This window comes from Pseudomonas sp. R2-7-07, assembly GCF_003852355.1.
Classification (GTDB): Bacteria; Pseudomonadota; Gammaproteobacteria; order Pseudomonadales; family Pseudomonadaceae; genus Aquipseudomonas.
Window position 1 is genome coordinate 1335124 of record NZ_CP027759.1, and the last position, 18212, is coordinate 1353335.

General features: G+C 59.4%; 11 protein-coding genes. 8 read left to right on the top strand and 3 right to left on the bottom strand.

What is annotated here, in order from left to right; translation table 11 throughout:
* Positions 1-10: 10 nt before the first annotated feature.
* The 4 genes from C4J86_RS05920 to C4J86_RS05935 all read left to right on the top strand — a co-directional run bounded on the left by C4J86_RS05920 (position 11) and on the right by C4J86_RS05935 (position 3300).
* Positions 11-748 (top strand): molecular chaperone, encoded by a 738-nt coding sequence (locus tag C4J86_RS05920; RefSeq protein ID WP_124369778.1) that lies wholly within the window; start codon positions 11-13, stop codon positions 746-748.
* Positions 748-1257, top strand: a complete 510-nt coding sequence (locus C4J86_RS05925) for a CS1 type fimbrial major subunit (protein WP_256681727.1) — start codon at positions 748-750, stop codon at positions 1255-1257. Before C4J86_RS05920 ends, C4J86_RS05925 begins: the two co-directional genes overlap by 1 nt.
* A 25-nt stretch (positions 1258-1282) precedes the next feature.
* Positions 1283-2008, top strand: a complete 726-nt coding sequence (locus C4J86_RS05930) for a molecular chaperone (RefSeq protein ID WP_124369779.1) — start codon at positions 1283-1285, stop codon at positions 2006-2008.
* Between the two features lie 65 nt (positions 2009-2073).
* Complete coding sequence (locus C4J86_RS05935) at positions 2074-3300, top strand: hypothetical protein (RefSeq protein WP_372239266.1); 1227 nt, start codon at positions 2074-2076, stop codon at positions 3298-3300.
* A gap of 48 nt (positions 3301-3348) precedes the next feature.
* Here C4J86_RS05935 and C4J86_RS05940 read toward each other — a convergent pair whose 3' ends face one another.
* Entirely contained in the window at positions 3349-8442 is a 5094-nt protein-coding gene (locus C4J86_RS05940) for an NEL-type E3 ubiquitin ligase domain-containing protein (RefSeq protein WP_124369780.1), read from the bottom strand.
* A gap of 62 nt (positions 8443-8504) precedes the next feature.
* Entirely contained in the window at positions 8505-11675 is a 3171-nt protein-coding gene (locus tag C4J86_RS05945; RefSeq protein WP_124369781.1) for a transglycosylase domain-containing protein, read from the bottom strand.
* Positions 11676-12052: 377 nt separating this feature from the next.
* Between C4J86_RS05945 and C4J86_RS05950 the strand changes: the two genes are divergently transcribed.
* Positions 12053-13465: an amino acid permease gene (locus C4J86_RS05950; protein ID WP_124369782.1), complete on the top strand. Its 1413-nt coding sequence runs from the start codon at positions 12053-12055 to the stop codon at positions 13463-13465.
* A gap of 501 nt (positions 13466-13966) precedes the next feature.
* Here the strand turns inward: C4J86_RS05950 and C4J86_RS05955 are convergent.
* Entirely contained in the window at positions 13967-15091 is a 1125-nt protein-coding gene (locus C4J86_RS05955; protein WP_124369783.1) for an OpgC family protein, read from the bottom strand.
* A 223-nt stretch (positions 15092-15314) separates the two neighbouring features.
* Between C4J86_RS05955 and C4J86_RS05960 the strand changes: the two genes are divergently transcribed.
* The 3 genes from C4J86_RS05960 to C4J86_RS05970 are packed head-to-tail and all read left to right on the top strand — an operon-like array spanning position 15315 to position 18206.
* The gene (locus C4J86_RS05960; protein WP_124369784.1) at positions 15315-15689 is read left to right on the top strand and encodes a GtrA family protein; all 375 of its coding nucleotides are present in this window, start codon (positions 15315-15317) and stop codon (positions 15687-15689) included.
* The gene (locus C4J86_RS05965) at positions 15686-16624 is read left to right on the top strand and encodes a glycosyltransferase family 2 protein (RefSeq protein WP_124369785.1); all 939 of its coding nucleotides are present in this window, start codon (positions 15686-15688) and stop codon (positions 16622-16624) included. Before C4J86_RS05960 ends, C4J86_RS05965 begins: the two co-directional genes overlap by 4 nt.
* A gap of 7 nt (positions 16625-16631) precedes the next feature.
* Entirely contained in the window at positions 16632-18206 is a 1575-nt protein-coding gene (locus C4J86_RS05970; protein ID WP_124369786.1) for a glycosyltransferase family 39 protein, read from the top strand.
* Positions 18207-18212: the final 6 nt, after the last annotated feature.

Genomic DNA, 18212 nt, shown 5'->3' on the forward strand with positions numbered 1-18212 from the left:
GTATATGTCCATGAAACATCTATTCGCGCTGTGCGCGCTCTGCTGGCTGCCGCTGTCACAGGCCGCGCCGAATATCAATGTCGGGGTGTTCTACGACTACCTCGACGGCGATAAATCCACCTACCTCAAGCGTGTCTTCAATGGCGGCGACAGCACGGCGTTTATCAAGGTCGCGGTGATGGAAATTGTCTACAACGCTGACGGCACGTCTGAGGAAGTGGAGCTTAAGAGCAACGCCGACAACACCGCCCGGGATGGTCTGATGGCCACCCCGGCGCGCATGATCGTACCGGCCAATGGCATGCAGAGCACACGCTTGCTGTACCTGGGCGAGCGCGAAAGCGAGCGTTATTTTCGCCTGCGCTTCGTGCCGGTAATGCCCGAAAAAGACGATGAGTTTGGCGTCTCCAGCGACGATCGCGAGGCCTACAAAAACAGCCTGTCGGCAGGCGTCACGGTGTTGGCGGGATTCGGCACGGTGTTTTTCGTGCGCCCCAAAAACACGCTGTTTGATACACGCACCGAAGAGCGTGAGGGCGAGTACGGGTTGCGCAACGCGGGCAACAGCGTGGTGGTGGTCGATGAGTTCAAGGACTGCTCCACCGCTGAACCCCAGGACTGCCAGCCCACTACCAAGAGCCACATCCTGCCTGGTCGCGATTTCAGCTTTACCAAGCAGGCCGGTCGTACCTACCGCTTTACCTTGATCGAGGGCGGCGAGAAAAACACACATGAGGTCAAAGGCTGATGGTCATTGAGAGAGCCCATGCGGGCAAATTCCGCAAAGTCGTCCTGGGGATGTTGTTGGTGACCGGGGTGTTGCTCAGTGCCCAGGCCTTGGCCATTCGCGAAGTGCAGGTCTTCGACGTGTCGGTGACCATTCCCACCCGCGACTTTTATGTACTGCCGATCAACCCCGGATTCCTGGAGCGTGAGCAGGAAATGGCCTGGCAACTGGTGCCGGGCACCCTTAAACCGCTACGTGAACACTTCGATGTGAAGAACAGCGGCGGCGGCATTGCGGCGCGCCTGAACCAGGCGCCCGTCCTGTCCAACGGTCCTCGTTCGATTGCGTTGAACGTCACCTTCAACGGCCAGGTGTTGAGCCTGGACGAAACCCTGGTGGTGCCGGAAGCCGAAGCCCGTGCCGGTAAACGGGTGTTGCTGGAGATTGCCGCGGTAGAGCCTGAGGGCGGTTATAGGGCGGGTGAATACTTTGGCAGCGTACATCTGCTGTTTGATGCGGTGAGGCCGTGATGTCGAACGATTTGGCGAGGTGCTTATGAAATATTTATCTGCTGTGTTGGTGTTCTGCCTGTGGTCCGTCAATGTCCAGGCCGGGCCGGCCATTCATGTCGGGGATTTTTACGACTACTTGAGTGGTGATAAAAGCAACTACCTCAAGCGCATATTCAATGGCGGCACCAGTACCGCCTTCGTCAAGATCAGCGTGACCGAGATGCTCTACAAGCCTGACGGCACGTATGACGAAGTCCCGATCAAGAACCAGTCGGACGCTCTGATCGCCAGCCCGGCGCGCCTGATCGTGCCGGCCACCGGCATGCAGAACACGCGTTTTGTGTTTATGGGCGAACGTGACCGCGAGCGTTACTTCCGGGTGCGCTACCTGCCCGTGGCGCCGGAGAAAGACGACGAGTTCCTGGCCACGGAAGAGGAGCGCAAGGCGTATGAGGACAAGATCGCGGGCGGCGTGCGGGTGATGGCCGGCTACGGCACGGTATTTTTCGTGCGGCCCAAGGACAGCCGTTATGACACTCGGATCGAAAACGGTGGCCGCAACTACACCTTGCGCAACGCCGGCAACACGGTGGTGGTGGTGGATGAGTTCAAGGACTGTTCGGCCAGCAATCGAACCGATTGTGCACCCACTACCAAAAACCACATCTTCCCGGGGCGGGTGTTCAGTTTCGAGAAACAGGCCGGGCGCGTGTATCGCTTTCATGTGGTGGAAGGCGGGACTGACAGGATTGTGGAAGTAAACGGCTGAATCGTCTCGGCCCAGTACCTGTACGTGTAGGCCTCGGTCAGGTGAATAACAAAGTAGGTAACGTGATGCCCATACGCAAAAAACTATCCGTCGCGCTGATGCTGGCAGCCAGTGTATTTTCGTGGCCTGCACAGGCTGCGGATCAGGAGATCCGGGCGACGTTCGTTCCCGATCCATCCAACCCGATGGTCAACCAGTTTGAGAATAAAACGCCCCAGGCGGGCGTCTGCGCTCAGTGGATGGCGGCCCGTTGCAAGCAACTGGGTATTTTCAGCCTCAGGCTTCCACAGCTTGCGTTCGTTACGGGAAGGGGGATTGAAGCGAACCATGAAGACCCGAGACAAGGCTTCATGCTCACAGTGCCTTCCAGTTGGCGGGATGTGGAGGTGGTCCACGGGTCCGGCGACACAGAAATCGTGCAGATGCGGATTGCCGGTGTCGGTGGCAGCTGGAATATGTCCTATCCGCCGGGGGTGAGTGCCTGGGCGCGCCCAGGGGTGCCCTGGCAGTCGGCGTGGCATTCCGCCCCGGCTCCCTGCGCGAGTACCAACTTTCTCGCGGCGGGTGCCGCCTATGCCCAGTTTTTCTGGCTGACGCCCGAGGGCGCCGGGGCATGTGCAAGGACGCCGTCGGTGACGATTCCTTACTTCCGCTGGAGCGGGCTCGACTATGCGTATGAACTGCGTACCCCCAACCCGTTGGTCATGCAGGCCGGTGAGTACCGTGGCGCGTTGACTTACGCCATTGGCAGGGGCATGGACTTTGATATGGGGGATGAACTGAGCCCCAATCTCGACACGGTGACGCTCAATTTTGTCCTGAGTGTGGTACATGCCCTCAAGGTCGATATCCCTGCGGGGGGTAACCGCATCGAGTTGGTCCCCCAGGGGGGCTGGCAAAACTGGCTCAATCATGGACGTACGCCGTCGCGGCTGTTCCGCGATCAAACCTTTGTGATCGCCGCCAGTTCGCGTTTCAAGATGCAACTTGAATGCTCCCTTATTGCAGGCAATACCTGTGGTTTGCGCAATAACAATGGCGATGAGGTACCCGTGCAGGTTGCCGTCAGCCTGCCCTATGGCTTGGCCGGTCAGGACGATCAGGCGGTCAGCCGTCGCCCCTTGCGCCTCGACGGCGTTGGTACCGAGCTGTTCCATCCGCGCTACTACGTCAATGATCGGCCAGGCACCCTGCACTTTGAGGTGACCAGGGATGACGTGGCCGAAATGCTCAAGCGGCCGGGCAGTACCTATTCGGGCATGGTCACGGTGATCTGGGATTCCGAGGTGTGATGCTCTGCGGGTGAAACAGTGACCGGCAGTGGCTTGTGACGCGTTCGATTATTCGTACGCGTCCAGCAGTGCCTGTCGCGTCAAACGGCGCGCCAATTCGTTGTAGTCATCCTGGATGTCGCTGTAAAGCCGTCGCACGGTGGCATCGGAGAAGGGTTCTTCGGCCAGCACCACGGTATGGGGGATCGTCAGTTCATTGGCCAGTGTGATGATCTGCTCGCGCAAACGTGCCTTGCGCTCAGGCGTCACCTCGGCGCCGATCCATTCCGCGTGGGCATCCCGTAGATCCTCCAGTTGGCTGCCCGCGTGTGTGCGTTTCTCGGCTTGAGCCTTGAACGCTTCCAGATGGGCGTCATGCAGGTAGTCGGCCCAGAACGGTTGCTCAAGAATGCCATTGACCAGGCCGTCGCCCTGCGACAGCTCGATAACCTGGCGCACCGCAGTATCCAGATGTTCTTGAGTCAGCCCGGCCGTGTTGCGGTAGACCATGTGTTCGGACAGCCACGGCAGGTCGAGACGGCGTTTGAGCCCGGTTTGGTAGGCGAGGTACACCTGCACGTCATCGACCTGGTTTTCACCGCTGCCAAACGCCTGGCCCAATCCGCCCTCACTTTCTGGCGCGATGCGATGCTGGATTTCCTTGTGGGCGATTTGGTTGATCTGCTCCAGGCGCCAGGTCTGTTTGGCCAGTGTCACCAGGTGACGTTCGAGGTGAGGGCTGTTGTCATTGCGGATGATTTCCAGCAGGGTTTCCACGCCGATGCGGTTGAACGTATGGGCCCCGGCATCTGCGCACAGGGACGGTGCGCCGGCCAAACTGAATATCCGCTCGCGAAACCCGGTGTTCTCATAGGCACGAAACATCACCTGCCAGACTCGCTGGGAGAGGTCCTCGCGACCTTGTTCAAACAACTGCGCATCGATTTCGGTTTGAAAACCTGCAGGCGGCTGCAACAGTCTGAACACCTCGAACAAACCCTGGGAGCCGTGTTCCGCTTCCACCTCGTCCCACACCTTCTGTGCCGTGTTGCGCTGTTCAGGTGTCAGGCCAACCATCCAGAATTGGCTGTCGGTTTTACCGCCGCGAGGCGTGGTGCGGTAAGGGTCGATCCCCTGGGCCCGGCGATAACTGACGAAGCGTTGTTCATCCTCGAATTCAAGCCTGGTCATATCCAGCCAACTGTTGGCCACAATCCTGGCGGCGGGAGTTTCTGGCGCAAACACGGGGACGGTGTTGATCGCCGTGTTTCTCAGGTCCAGTTCCAGCAGAGCGGGCCTCGGGCTTTCCAGCCCTTGCGGCCACTGAGTGATACCGGTTCTATTGAGTACCAGCAGGCGCAGCTCCGGCATTTGGCTGACATCCGGTGGGGTTTCCAGGCGGGTATTTCCTTCCAGATTCAACGCGCGCAACTGTGGGCATTGTTTAAGCGTGGCGTGGTCGGAGGGCGACCATGCAATAGGGTTGTCACCCAGGTTCAGGGCGGTCAAGCCGTTCATGGGCAATATCTGCGACGGCACTTTGTCGAGACGATTGGCCGACAGGTCCAGGTTGCGCAGGTTGTGGAAATTATCGAGAAAGGGTAATTCGCGATCGCCCAGCGCTGAGCCGCTGAGCTTCAAGCGGGTGACATGACTGAAGTCTGCTCGCAGTGGTCCCAGGCGTTCCAGGTGAAGACCCAGGGCCAGCCCGTTCAAGTCCAGCAGGGTACCGCGGGTTTTCGCTTCCATCGGTTGCATGCGCAGGTAGGCACCGTCTTCCCAGCAGGCAGTCAACTCATGGATGACCTGGTTTCGAGTGTGTATTTCAAGCAGGGCTTGATCGGTGCTTGCCATGGGATCTACGAGTGGTTTTTTGCGGAACCTGTTCATGTCTTCGCGCAGCGTCGCATGGTCAGCTTCAAGTGTGCCGAGCAGTTGCTCGCCTTGCAGAGTGCTCAGGTGGGGCAGCACTTTCTGGATCTGTTCCTCAGTCAAACGCGGGCACAGCTTCATCAGCGTTTCCCGAGGGGTTCGCGGCTGTGGGGGTTGCCTCAGGACCCATCGGCGGAAAGCCCCCCACATGGGTTTTTGCAGTAAATGTTGTGTGGTGCGCTGCTCAGCCGGGGATAGCGGGCTGTCCGCTATCACGCTGCGGCGTTCGGCCGGTGGCGCCAGTTGCGCTTTGAGCCATTCCTTGAAGTTCGCGCCTTGACCTGGCCGGTAGTCAAGCGTGTCCGTGGGGACCACGCGCAACAACGCTTCATAAAAGGTGTACTGCGGCGGGGGAGTGGAAGGCGACGCAGCGTGCAGTTGGTAACGCCCCTGGCCCTTGTACAGGAGTATTTTTTTCGTGCCCGCGTCGGCCGGCCCCACCTGGCAACGCAGGCTGCCGCTGGGCGTCTGATCGTGAATGGCAATGTTCAAGTCGCCCAGAGCATCGGTGTGCAGGCGCACGATATTGAGGGCCATGCGCTCGGTGTCCGGGGTCAGCAAGGCGTCGTGGTAGAGGCCTTCACTGGCATGGCTGGCGCGGACTTCATTGGCCAGTTCCCGGGCCAGGTTTTTCAGGCGCAAGGGGATGCGCCGTCCACGGCTCATCACGCTCGACTCTTGTGGCGAGGTGCGCAGCAGCAACGTGGTCACCAGGTCTTTGGGCAATAGCGCAAACTGTTGTTGAATCAGTCGGCCCTGGGGGGTATTGAGCGCTTCACGGGTGCTGTAAAGGTGGTTGAACACGCTGGTGTTCTGCTGCACCAACTCATTGGCCAGGCGCTCACGCAGCGCCATGACGGGTTCGGGCAGGATTTGCGCGCCGGGCGCTGCAAGCAAGGCCATCCGCTCGGTGTCGCTCAGGAACGCGATGACCTGTTCAAACCACTGGCCGGCTTCCACAGCCTGATAGCTGAGGCGCAAAGTGTCGGCAGCGCTGGCGTCAGTGGCGCCGTAGACGATGGAGTGGCCGCTCAAGTCGCTGTTGATGAACACCTGGATGGCTTTGTTTGCCGGCCAACCCTGGAGTTCGGTGGTGGTTTGCACCGTCCAGTTGGTCGGCAGGTCCGCACTGGCCCCGGCGCGAACCTGCTGCGGGGCACTTTCGAGTTGCTGGCGCAGCTTTATCCGCTTGAGGCTGTCGGCCAATAGCGGCGGTGGGGTGTCGCGTTGGGCGTACATCATGCGCAAGGCGTCGTCGTGGGTGCCGCTGGTCTGGCAGGCCTGTTCAAGTTGGGCGGGGCTGAGGTCCTCCACCGAAGGCCCGAGGCGCCGACGCAGCGTCTCGCTGTCCCAGGTGTTGGGGGCCTCGCCTTCATGGACCCACGCGCCACTGGGGTGATGCTCGATGCTGGGTGAATAGGCGTCGGGACGGGTGGGATGCTTGATGCGATGGGTGTGGTGGGTGGTGTCGTGTTCGATGACGTAGTGCCGGTTATCCAGCGGCAGGACTTTCTGGTTCTGGTGCGTATGCAGGCCCAGTTCATCGGGCTGAGAATCGCTCGCCAGCTGCAGGTTGTCGTGGGCGTAAGGCGCCAGGTCCGGGTTCCACAGACGCTGTTGCCCGTCGACTTCAACCGCGCGCAAATTGTCGACGAAGAGCGAGCGTTTGAACGCGCTCGCGACTTCTCCACCGACGGCGAAGAGTCCCAGTTGGATCGTATCGGTTGCGACCGTGACGAGGTGTTCGGCGGCTTCTATAAACTGCCCTTCGGCCAGGTCTACCACGCCTTCGATCACATCGCTGGCCAGTTGGTAGGCGGTGTATGCCAGCATCAGCTCGCCGAGGAACGGCACGAACGGAGTGATGACCAGCAGCGCGACATTGAAAATATCCGAGAGGATTTTTGTGAAGTTGTCCCACCAGGCCCAGCGCTCTGCTCTGTCGGCGTCGGCCGTAGGCACCGCGATGCTGCTTGCGTCGTTGAATATCTTGTTGAAGGATTGCTGGTAGCGGTATTCCCATAGATCGCCCTCGATGGCGGGCGAGGAGAAGTGCAGGTTGGGATTGTCCAGCGGCGCTTCCCGCCATTGAGGGCGCGGGTCCAGTGGCTGCGCCGGGTGCCACCGAACGTTGGACAGCCGCTGATTGAGTCCGGCAAAGAAATGCCCGCGTTGATTATGGTCGACAAACTGGCTGAAGAACTGTTGGTAGGTTTGCCCCTGGCGAGACGGTATCGACGCATTGGTTTGCAGCTTGCGGGTCAGGTCGAGCATGAACGCGAGGCTGGAGGTGTACTCCTTGACGGGACTCTCGGGGTCATGGGGGATGTAGGCGATCAGTTTCGAGGCGCTGGAAACCCGATCCAGGTCAGCGGCGATCAGCAGGATACCGCTCAGTGAAGCATCGAGGATGTGCAGTTGATAGAACCGCATCACGCCCCTTTCACCGCGCAACGCGCGCATCAACACGTGGTAGGTCGCGGCACTCAGGTCCGCGACCTGTTGGCCGTCGGTGGGCAGGTAAGCCAGGTGTGCCGCCGCCTTGAGCGCGGCTTTCTGGCTGGCGATGACCTGGTTTTTCAAGGTGGTGCGAGCGCTGAGGTCCGTTGGCAGCAAGTAGTTGTCCAGGTGTTGTTGATAGCGTGCGCCGAGGTCCAGTTCACGGCACAAGGCCTTGAACTGTGGGATGGACATCGTGTCGCTCAACGCCAGGGGCTGGAAGTGGCCACGGTAGTCGGGACGGGTGATATAGCTGGAGTCGCTTTCGAAGGATTCCCCGACGGCAAAGTTCTGCAAGGCCGCGTCGAGCAATGACACCTTGCGGCCGGTCACGCCCTTGAAAAAACTGTGGGCGTACCAAGGCAGTTTCTTGGCGATATACAGGTGCAGAAACGTTGCTTTGACGTCCAGGTCAAGGTGGTACTTGTCCAGAATGGCTTGTTTGAGCAGGGGTTCGGCAAAGGCATACACGTCCTGTATGTCGCGCAGCTGTCGGTCCACGGCGTTTTGCGTCCGCCAGCCTTCAGCATTGGCCGCCTGCAGGGCTTGATGCTCTGCGGGGAGGGCGCGGGTGTAAGCGGGCAGTCGAGAAAGGTCAGCGGCGCTCATCTGATGGGCCCGGGCCAGGGAGGTCGTGGCAAGCCAGTCCGGAATTGTTTGTTTGATCAAGTCATAGTGAGGGCCTTTATAGGCGCGCGCAGGCGTGCTGGAAGGCAGTGAACGTATAGGCATCAAGTTGAACTCGTTAAGTGGCTCGAGTGCTTAGCCTATCCGTCGAAATCAAGAACAAACGTTCAATATATTGCAGCTAAGTTGGGACTGAAATGTGCGGGTTGTTCGGTGTGCGAATGCAGAATTTGTGCACTGAATGTGCCGGGCTCCCCCGGCTGGCACTGCGTCCGGCTGCCGGGTTGCAGATAAGGGCTGAGCAGCGGCGCCATGCCCTTGAGCACTTGCACCGGCAATGCCGAGGTGAAGGTGAAGCCTTGGGCCGAGGCGCCGGGGACGAATGCGGTCAGCGTGCCGAAATGGCGGTCGCCGATATAGAACACAAAGGTGGCGGTGCGGTTGATCGCCTTGGAGCTGAGTAGGCGCCCGCCGGCACCGATTGCTTCGATGCGGTTGTCGCCGGTGCCGGTCTTGCCGCCCATGGCCAGGGGTGTGCCGTCAGCCAGTTTGAAGCTGCCGGCCACACGTTTTGCGGTACCGGCATCCACCACCTGGGACAACGCCTCGCGCAAGGCGTTGGCGACTTCACTGGGCATGACCCGCTTGCCTCGGTCCGGGTTGTTGACCAGGCGGGTTTCATACGGGGTGCCGGCGGCAAAGTGCAGGCTGTCGATACGCACGGTCGGCTCGCGCACGCCGTCATTGAGAATGATCCCGACCAGCTCCGCCAGGGCCGCCGGGCGATCTCCCGAGCTGCCAATAGCGGTGGCCAGGGACGGCACCAGGTGATCGAACGGGTAGCCCACAGCCTGCCAGCGTTGATGAATATCCAGGAACGCTTCGATCTCCAGCATGGTGCGGATGCGACTGTCGCGGGCGCTCTTGTGGCGGCTCTTGAACAGCCAGCCGTAGACTTCCTGGCGTTCGTGCTCACTGGCGGCGACGGCCTGGGTGAAGGTGGCGTCGGGGTGGTTCAGCAGGTAACCGAGCAGCCACAAATCCAGTGGATGCACCTTGGCGATATAGCCTTGGTCCGGCAGGTCGTAGGCGCCGGGACCGTAATCCTTGTAGAGCTTGGCCAGGCGCTCATCGGTGAGTTTTTCCGGGGCCTTGGTGGGCAGGTGCGCGCGCACGAAACGGTTGAAGCTGTCCTGGTTGGCCTGGGGCAGCAGATAACGGTGCACCGCGGCCAGGCGCATGGCGGTGGGGTGCATGCTGTCGAGAAAGGTGTCGAGCCGGGCCTGGGTGTCTTTGTTGCGGTAGCGCTTCCAGAAGCGCAGCAGGAAGGTGGTGCCCTCGCGGTCGGCGAATTGCGCCAGGTACTCCTGGCGGCGTGGGTCGCTGTCGTCCTTGAGCAACTCGGCGCTGCTGTTGGGGCCCTGATAGGTGCTGTAGCGCACCAGGTCGCGCATCAGGCGAATGAACGGCAGGTTGATCGACTCACGCAGGGCCTCGCGCAGCGTGGGGTTACGTCCGTTGTCTTCGTTGCGAAAGTTATTGAAGTGGTGCAGGCCGCCACCGGTGAAAAAGCGTTCGCCAGGGCTGGCCGAATATTGCCGCTCGAGCGCTGCGTCGAGCATCTTCGGCAGGCTCCGGTCGCGGTTTTGCGCCAGGTAGTCCACGGCCCAGCGCGTCAGGCGATCCTGCTCGTCGACGCTGAGCTTTTTCAGCTCGGCGGGGGGCTGGTCGGCATAACGATCATGCAGTTCGCTGATGATTTGCAGGTAGGTAGTCAGCACCCGCAGCTTGGCGGTGGAGCCCAGTTCCAGCTTGCTGCTCTCGTTGATATCGAAGGGTTGGTCGGTGTTGTCGGTCTGTACCCGCACCCGTGCGCCATCGGCGGTCATCTCATAGAGCGTGAAGCTGTAGCGCACTTGCGCGGTGCTGGCGGGCGTCAACAGGCGTGGGCCGAGCAAGCCGATTTGCCCGGCGAAGGCGGGGTCGGCCAGGTGCTTGAGGTAGGTGGTGGCTTGGGTTTGCAAGTCATCCTGCAAGGTGCTGGTGGCGGACAGGTCCAGGCGGTCGAGGTCGTACAGCGGGCGATTGAGCAGGGCGGCCAGGCGGCTGCGGGCAACACTGATGCCTTTGTTGGTTTCAATCGGTTGAATCGTCGGCTGTTGCAGCCAATCGCGATAGCTCACCTTGCTGGCCAGGGCGGCCTGTGCCAGGGCCGGGTCGATGACCGCGTTCTGCGCGAGCAGGCGAATGTGGCTGTCGGTCAGGTTCGCCAGTTCGGCGTGGCCCTTGGACAGGTAGTGCGAGGGCCGGCGCTGGGCGATCATCAATGACAACACTTCACGCAGGGCCAGGCCTTTTTGCCCGAGGTTTTGCGTGCTGCTGTCGGCGAGCAGGGCGTTGGTGCGGTTGAAGTCGGCGCCGTACCACACCCGCAACCCTTCGGCCAGGCCATGCACTTCACCGTGACCGGGCACGGCGGACAACGGCACGCTGTTGAGGTAGTCGCGCACGATATTGCGGCGTGCCTGCAAGGTCTGCGGACCATCCTGGTAGGCGCGTACGCTGGCGGAAAACATCTGCCGCAGTTTCTCGCCGCCCGACAGGGTCAGGCCGTCGGGGGAGTGACGGTACTTTTCCAGCTGGGTCGCGAGGGTGCTGCCACCGGCGGTCTGCCCGGGCAAATGCAGGAGCCTGGCCACTTGTGACCAGGCCGCTTTGGTAAAGCGCGGCCAGTCCACCGCCGGGTTGGCTTCGGGCTGAGCCGGGTCGAGCAGGTCGCGGTCCTCGATGAACAGCAGGCTGTTGACCACCACCGGCGGGATCGCTGCGAAGTTTTCGTACAGTTGTTGCGGATAGTTGTATTGGTAGAGCGGCACGGCGCGGCAGTCGGTGATGGACAGCCCGGCCTGGATTTTTTCCGCGTAAGGCACGAACAGGCCCTTGGCGCTGTAGTCCATCAATTCGGCCGAAAAGCGCGCCTGGGTTTCAATCACATAACCGCGTTTGAGCAAGCGTGGCAGGAACGTGCCGAGGTCGCTGTAACCGAGACGCCGGTCGAAGGGGCCGGCGCCGGGATAGGCGATTGCCGGGCTGGGGCCGGGCTCCAACCGATAGGTCAGGTCACGGGCCAGGCGGCTGAGTTCCTGGGCCTGCAGGCGTGAGGTGCGCAGCTCCTTGGCGACGGCAAACCCCAGGGCCGCCAGCGCCATCAACACAATCAACCAGAACAGGCGCCGTGCGTAACGAGGCCTGGGTTTATTTTTGGATAAAGGCGCTGGGTCCGAACTGCCATGTACTTTCGCAGCCTTGCTCGATTCGGTTTGCCACAGTGCGCCCATAGTCGATTGATCCCTTCACGCAGATAGATCGGACTTGCCTGAAGTTTAGTCGCTGATGGCTGGGTGTGAGGGAATTGTGTTTTGAGTGTAGGAATCTTCCGGTGGATCTGCAGCGGCGCCTCCGCGACGTTTTGTCGCCCGATGCAGGTAAGATGCTCCTGTAAAATTGCATTTTGACCCACGCTTCCCCTAAATTGCCTCGTTTTTATAGTGAAAGGCCCTACTCCGGGCTTTTTATACTGCACGCCCCGTTGATCTTGCCTGGCAAGACGGGCCCGTCCATGTGGCGGCCCCGGTTTCAACAAGGGCGCAGGCTTACCGGCTTGCACCGTGGAAACTCGACGGACAATCCAATAACAAGATGAGGTTGTATCCCTATGCCAGTCGGCAACCAACTGCCCCATGGCGAGACCGCTTCAGGCGGCCCGCTCAAACGCGAATTGGGTGAACGGCATATTCGCCTGATGGCCCTCGGTGCCTGTATCGGTGTCGGCCTGTTCCTCGGCTCGGCCAAGGCCATCGAAATGGCCGGCCCGGCCATCATGCTGTCCTACATCATCGGTGGCCTGGCCATCCTGGTGATCATGCGTGCCCTCGGCGAGATGGCCGTACACAACCCGGTCGCCGGTTCCTTCAGCCGTTATGCACAGGACTACCTCGGCCCGTTGGCCGGTTTCCTGACCGGCTGGAACTACTGGTTCCTGTGGTTGGTGACCTGCATCGCGGAAATCACCGCCGTGGCGGTGTACATGGGCGTCTGGTTCCCCGACACCCCGCGCTGGATCTGGGCCCTGGCGGCGTTGATCAGCATGGGCACCATCAACCTGATCGCGGTCAAGGCCTTCGGTGAGTTCGAATTCTGGTTCGCCCTGATCAAGATCGTCACCATCATTGCCATGGTGATCGGCGGCGTCGGCATCATCGCTTTCGGTTTCGGCAATGACGGCGTGGCGCTGGGCATTTCCAACCTGTGGACCCATGGCGGCTTCATGCCCAACGGCGTGCAAGGCGTATTGATGTCGTTGCAGATGGTGATGTTCGCCTACCTGGGCGTGGAGATGATCGGCCTCACCGCCGGTGAAGCGCGCAACCCGCAGAAGACCATCCCCAGCGCCATCGGCTCGGTGTTCTGGCGCATCCTGCTGTTCTATGTGGGCGCGTTGTTCGTCATCCTGTCGATCTACCCATGGAATGAAATCGGCACCCAGGGCAGCCCGTTCGTGATGACGTTCGAGCGCCTGGGTATCAAGACCGCAGCGGGCATCATCAACTTCGTGGTGATCACCGCCGCGTTGTCGTCGTGCAACGGCGGCATCTTCAGCACCGGGCGCATGCTCTACAGCCTGGCGCAGAACGGCCAGGCGCCCGCGACGTTCGGCACCACCTCGAGCAATGGCGTGCCGCGTAAAGCGCTGTTGCTGTCGATCTTTGCCTTGCTGCTGGGCGTGTTGCTCAACTACCTGGTGCCGGACCAGGTGTTCGTGTGGGTCACCTCCATCGCCACCTTCGGCGCGATCTGGACCTGGCTGATGATCCTGCTGGCCCAGCTCAAATTCCGCAAAGGCCTGAGCCCGGCCGAGCAGGCGGGCCTCAAGTACCGCATGTGGCTGTACCCGGTCAGCTCCTACCTGGCGCTGGCGTTCCTGGTGCTGGTGGTGGGCCTGATGGCTTACTTCCCGGACACCCGCGTAGCGCTGTATGTAGGGCCTGCGTTTCTGGTGTTGTTGACGGTGTTGTTCTACGTGTTCAAGTTGCAGCCGACCAATGGGGCGGTGCGTTCTGCAGCCTGAGGCCTTGCCCGATGGCGCCGCAAAACCAATGTGGGAGGGGGCTTGCTCCCGATAGCAGTGTGTCAGCCAGCCAATGTGCAGCTGACACCCCGCCATCGGGGGCAAGCCCCCTCCCACATTTAGATCTGCAGCGACAACGCGATTTGCCCTGGTCATGATTGTGCGAGCGAGGTTGCAGCCTTGTCCTGATTAAACAAGCAGCGCAAAACCAATGTGGGAGGGGGCTTGCTCCCGATAGCAGTGTGTCAGCCAGCCAATGTGCAGCTGACACCCCGCCATCGGGAGCAAGCCCCCTCCCACATTTAGATCTGCAGCGACAACGCGATTTGCCCTGGTCATGATTGTGCGAGCGAGGTTGCAGCCTTGTCCTGATTGAACAAACAACGCAAAACCAATGTGGGAGGGGGCTTGCTCCCGATGGCAGTGTGTCAGCCAGCCAATGTGCAGCTGGCACACCGCCATCGGGAGCAAGCCCCCTCCCACATGTCAATCAGCTCGGCACTAACCAGGCGCGGGCACAGCGGCTCTGCGCTGGTCCAATTGCTTGTTGAATTCCAGCCATGCGGCAAACAGCATCATCACGGCGGCCCCCACCAGCGCGGTGAATATCTGCATGGCGAAGGTGTCACCGGTCAGGGCGTTGGCCATGTCCGCCAACGGCGCCAGCACCACACCCAGGCAAAAGACTTCCAGCGAGTAGCGCCCCATCCGCCCCAGTTGCCGGGCCAGTGCATGTTGCGTCCAGCCGACACCGGGGAGCAATTTGGCGGTGACATAGGCCAGGGCCAAAAAGTGCAGCAAGCGCACCGGTGACAGGTCGGTCTTGCTGATGGGGTACAGCCATTCCCCGATCAGGCGTGGCATCCAGGCGTCGTGCACCTCGGGCCAGCGCCACGACAGGGTGATCACGCAGCTCGTCAGGACATACGCCGCAGCCGCCAGGAACAACGGTTGACGCAACACAGGCCGCTGGTCAGCCGGGCGGGCCGACCGCAAGGCCGCTGCGCCGCCGAGGATAAACAAGCACTGCCAGGTCACCGGGTTGAAGTACCAGACCCCGCCGTTGCTGGCCGGCAGGTTCCAGCCCTGCCAGGGCGCCAGCAGGTACACCGCCACAGAAACGCCCACCGCGACCCTCGGCACCCGCAACAGCAACGGCAGCGTGAGGGGCAGGCTCAGAATCAGCACGATATACAGCGGCAACGGGTCGGTCAGGTTGGGCTTGAACCGCAGCAGCAATTCATCGACCAGGGCCTGCTGGGTATTGTTGAGGAAATACTCCAGGCCCATCTCCTGCACCAAGTCGCGGGTTTCGATATGGCTGTTGGCGAATATCACGATGCCCATCAATAGCGCCAGCAGGAAAATGTGCACCACGTAGAGCGTCCACACCCGGCGCAGGATTCTTAAACAGGCGATGAAATAACCCTCACGCTGCAGGATCTTGCCGTACGCCAGCACCGCCGCGTAGCCGGCCAGGAATACGAAGATTTCGGCGGCGTCACTGAACCCGATGTTCTGCACGGTGACATGGGCCAGGGGATTGTGGGGCACGTGATCCCAGAATATGAAGATCAACGCCAGGCCCCGAAAAAAATCGATGCGTGGATCGCGTCCGTTCAGCATGGCAGCGGGCTCTTGAACAAGTTGTTGAGTAAGAGTGGCGAGCGCGCGCGTTGTCGTACGCCGCACGTCGGGCGGGCGCAGGTTGGCGGTATTTGTAAGCGATTGCAAAGGCTGGGTATTACCGAATGTCTCAGTCGTGGGTAAGGGCTACCTGTTAGTTCTGACAGTAGACGCTACAGGCGGGTCGTGGCTTGCTTAGGGGGTAACTGCAAAGGACGACGATATGGCCCGAGTATGGAAAGGTTTTACCTGCTACACATTGATTGGTATCGCCAATACGGTGATCCATTGGCAGCTGTTTTTCATGTTCCGGGTTGCGTTTGAATGGAGCCAGGCGCTGAGTAATTTCCTGGCATTCTGCGTGGCGGCGTCTTTCTCGTTTTATGTGAATGCCTTCTTTACGTTTGACATGCCGGCCTCCTTTGGCCGGTATCTGCTTTTCATGACCTGCATGGGCGGTCTGAGCCTGGGCGTGGGCTGGTTGGCGGATCGTTGGTACGTGCCGGGGCTTGTCACCGTCGTGGTGTTTTCATTGATCAGCCTGGTCTGCGGCTTTTTGCTGTCCAAGTGGGTGGTGTTTCGCGAGCGTGCGCGATGAAAATCTCGCTGGTGGTGCCTCTGTATAACGAGGAGCTTGCGGTGGGCGGGTTCTATCAGGCGGTTCGACATGAGCCCTCGTTGAGTGCGCATACGGTCGAAATCGTGTTTATCAACGATGGCAGTTCCGACCGCACCGCCGAGCTTGTGAAGACGATCGCCTTGGCCGACCGCGATGTAGTGTTGATCAACCTTTCGCGTAATTTCGGCAAGGAAGCCGCACTGTTCGCCGGGCTGGAATACGCCACAGGCGACGCCGTGGTGCCCATGGATGTCGACCTGCAAGACCCGATCGAGGTCGTCGCCCTGTTGGTTGCCCAATGGCAAAACAGTGCGGATGTGGTATTGGCCAAACGGCGTGACCGCTCCAGCGACAGCTACCTCAAGCGCCATAGTGCATCGCTGTTCTACCACCTGCTCAATCGCATCGCCTACACCCACATCGAAGAAAACGTCGGCGACTTCCGCTTGATGGACCGCAAGGTGGTGGACGTGATCAAAACCCTTCCCGAGCAGCAGTTGTTCATGAAAGGCGTATTGTCCTGGGCCGGGTTCAACGTGGCCATCGTCGAATACGACCGTGCGCCCCGCGTTAACGGCCAAAGCAAGTTCAATGCCTGGAAATTGTGGAACCTGGCATTGGATGGGATTACCTCGTTCAGCACCGTGCCGCTGCGGTTATGGAGTTATATCGGCGGCTTCATCTCGCTGTTGGCGTTGGTATATGCCGGGTTTCTAGCTGTGGACAAAGTGTTGTTTGGTAATGACGTGCCGGGGTATCCGTCGCTGATGACGGCGATATTGTTTTTGGGTGGGGTGCAACTGATCGGGATTGGAATATTGGGCGAGTACGTGGGGCGGATTTATATGGAGACCAAGCATCGGCCGAGGTATGTGGTGCGCGAAGTGATTTTTGGGGAAGCACTTAATAGGTGAAGTAGCGATGAAAACAATCTATAGCGCATCGCCGAGCGCTAATACAATGCTGTTTTTTTTATGGGTGGCAGTATTGGTTATCGGCGTATGGACTCGCTTTCACGATATCGATAAGTCGGGTATTTGGATTGATGAAGCGTTCAGTTTGTTGTTGAGTGCTAAATCGCCGGCCGAGATATTTTTTCACACGACACGTGACGTTCACCCGCCTCTTTACTATTGGATGCTGCATGGATGGATACATCTGTTCGGGGAGAGCGTTCATGCTGCTCGTGTCTTGAGTGCAATTTTTGGTGTTTTGAGTGTAGTGTTGGCTATGTGGCTAATACGGCTGCTCAGCAGCCGACGAGCGATGCTGCTGGGCGGCCTGTTGATAGCCTTGTTGCCTATCGCAGTGCGCTACAGCCAGGAAATACGTATGTATGCCTTCCTAGCGACGTTAATGCTTAGCGCAACGATCGCCTTGGTTTACTGGCTTGAGAATTCTCGTAGTAGACGGCCGTTGATTTTGTATTGCCTGCTGATGGTCGGCGGACTCTACACACACTACTTCACCGTCGTGTGTGCCTTCGCGCACTGGCTTTACTTGGCGTTGTTGCTGCGTACCCAACGGGAAGAGCGGCGCTATTTGATGAGACCGGCTTGGTGGGTAGCCAATATAGTCATCTCGATAATGTTCATTCCTTGGCTGCCAAGTTTTATAAAACAGCTCCGTTATTCTAATTTTAACTGGATACCACCGCTGAAAACGGAGGACGTCGTCGGAGTATTTTGGAGGTTTTTAAGTTATAGCGATGGAACGGAGTATTCTAGTGTGTTTTTTTATGGGTTGCCGGTCATATTGTTCATGATATCAGTGGCTATCGTGGTCAAGGGGGAAGGACAGCGAGATAAGCTTTTATTGCTGGTGACGTTTGCCTGGGTTCCGATAGCGCTGGTTGCCGTTGTCTCCTTGTTCAAGCCGCTATTAATCGATCGTTATTTGCTGTTTGCTGCTATGGCCTATCCAATGACTGTTGCGGTACTGCTTGATATGCTTCTGGTACGATGTAAAGTTGCGTTCGTGATATTGCTGGGAATGATGTTTTTTCTCGAAGGGCGTGGGCTGAGTGTCGTGTATGCCAAAGAGCCTAGCAACTTGTATGAGTTCAACCAATTTAATGTCTTGGCGAATACTGTAAATTCTTCCTATCAGCCAGGTGATGGTGTGCTGGTATTGGATTTTTTTATATATTTGCCGATGGTTTACTACTTCAAAAGCGACACATTGCCAATGTATTACGCGCCGAGGAACAGTGATGGTACATCGGGCCGTCCTGATGGCTATCAAACGTCGACGCTCAGTAGTGAAAAAGCGGACCAGATTTACGTGGAGAAACTGGGGGCGCTCACAACGGCTTCCGGTAGAGTCTGGTTGATTGACAATGTTCGGGGAGGGAGCTTGACTCATAAACTCCCTGATAACTGGCGACTGTTGCAAACTTTCACGGTAGGCGAGGCCAAGGCCGAACTCATTAACATCCGCCCAGCGGACGCGCCGCTGCAAACGCCTCTGGAGCCCCGAACTATCAGCACTCCTTAGCGTGGA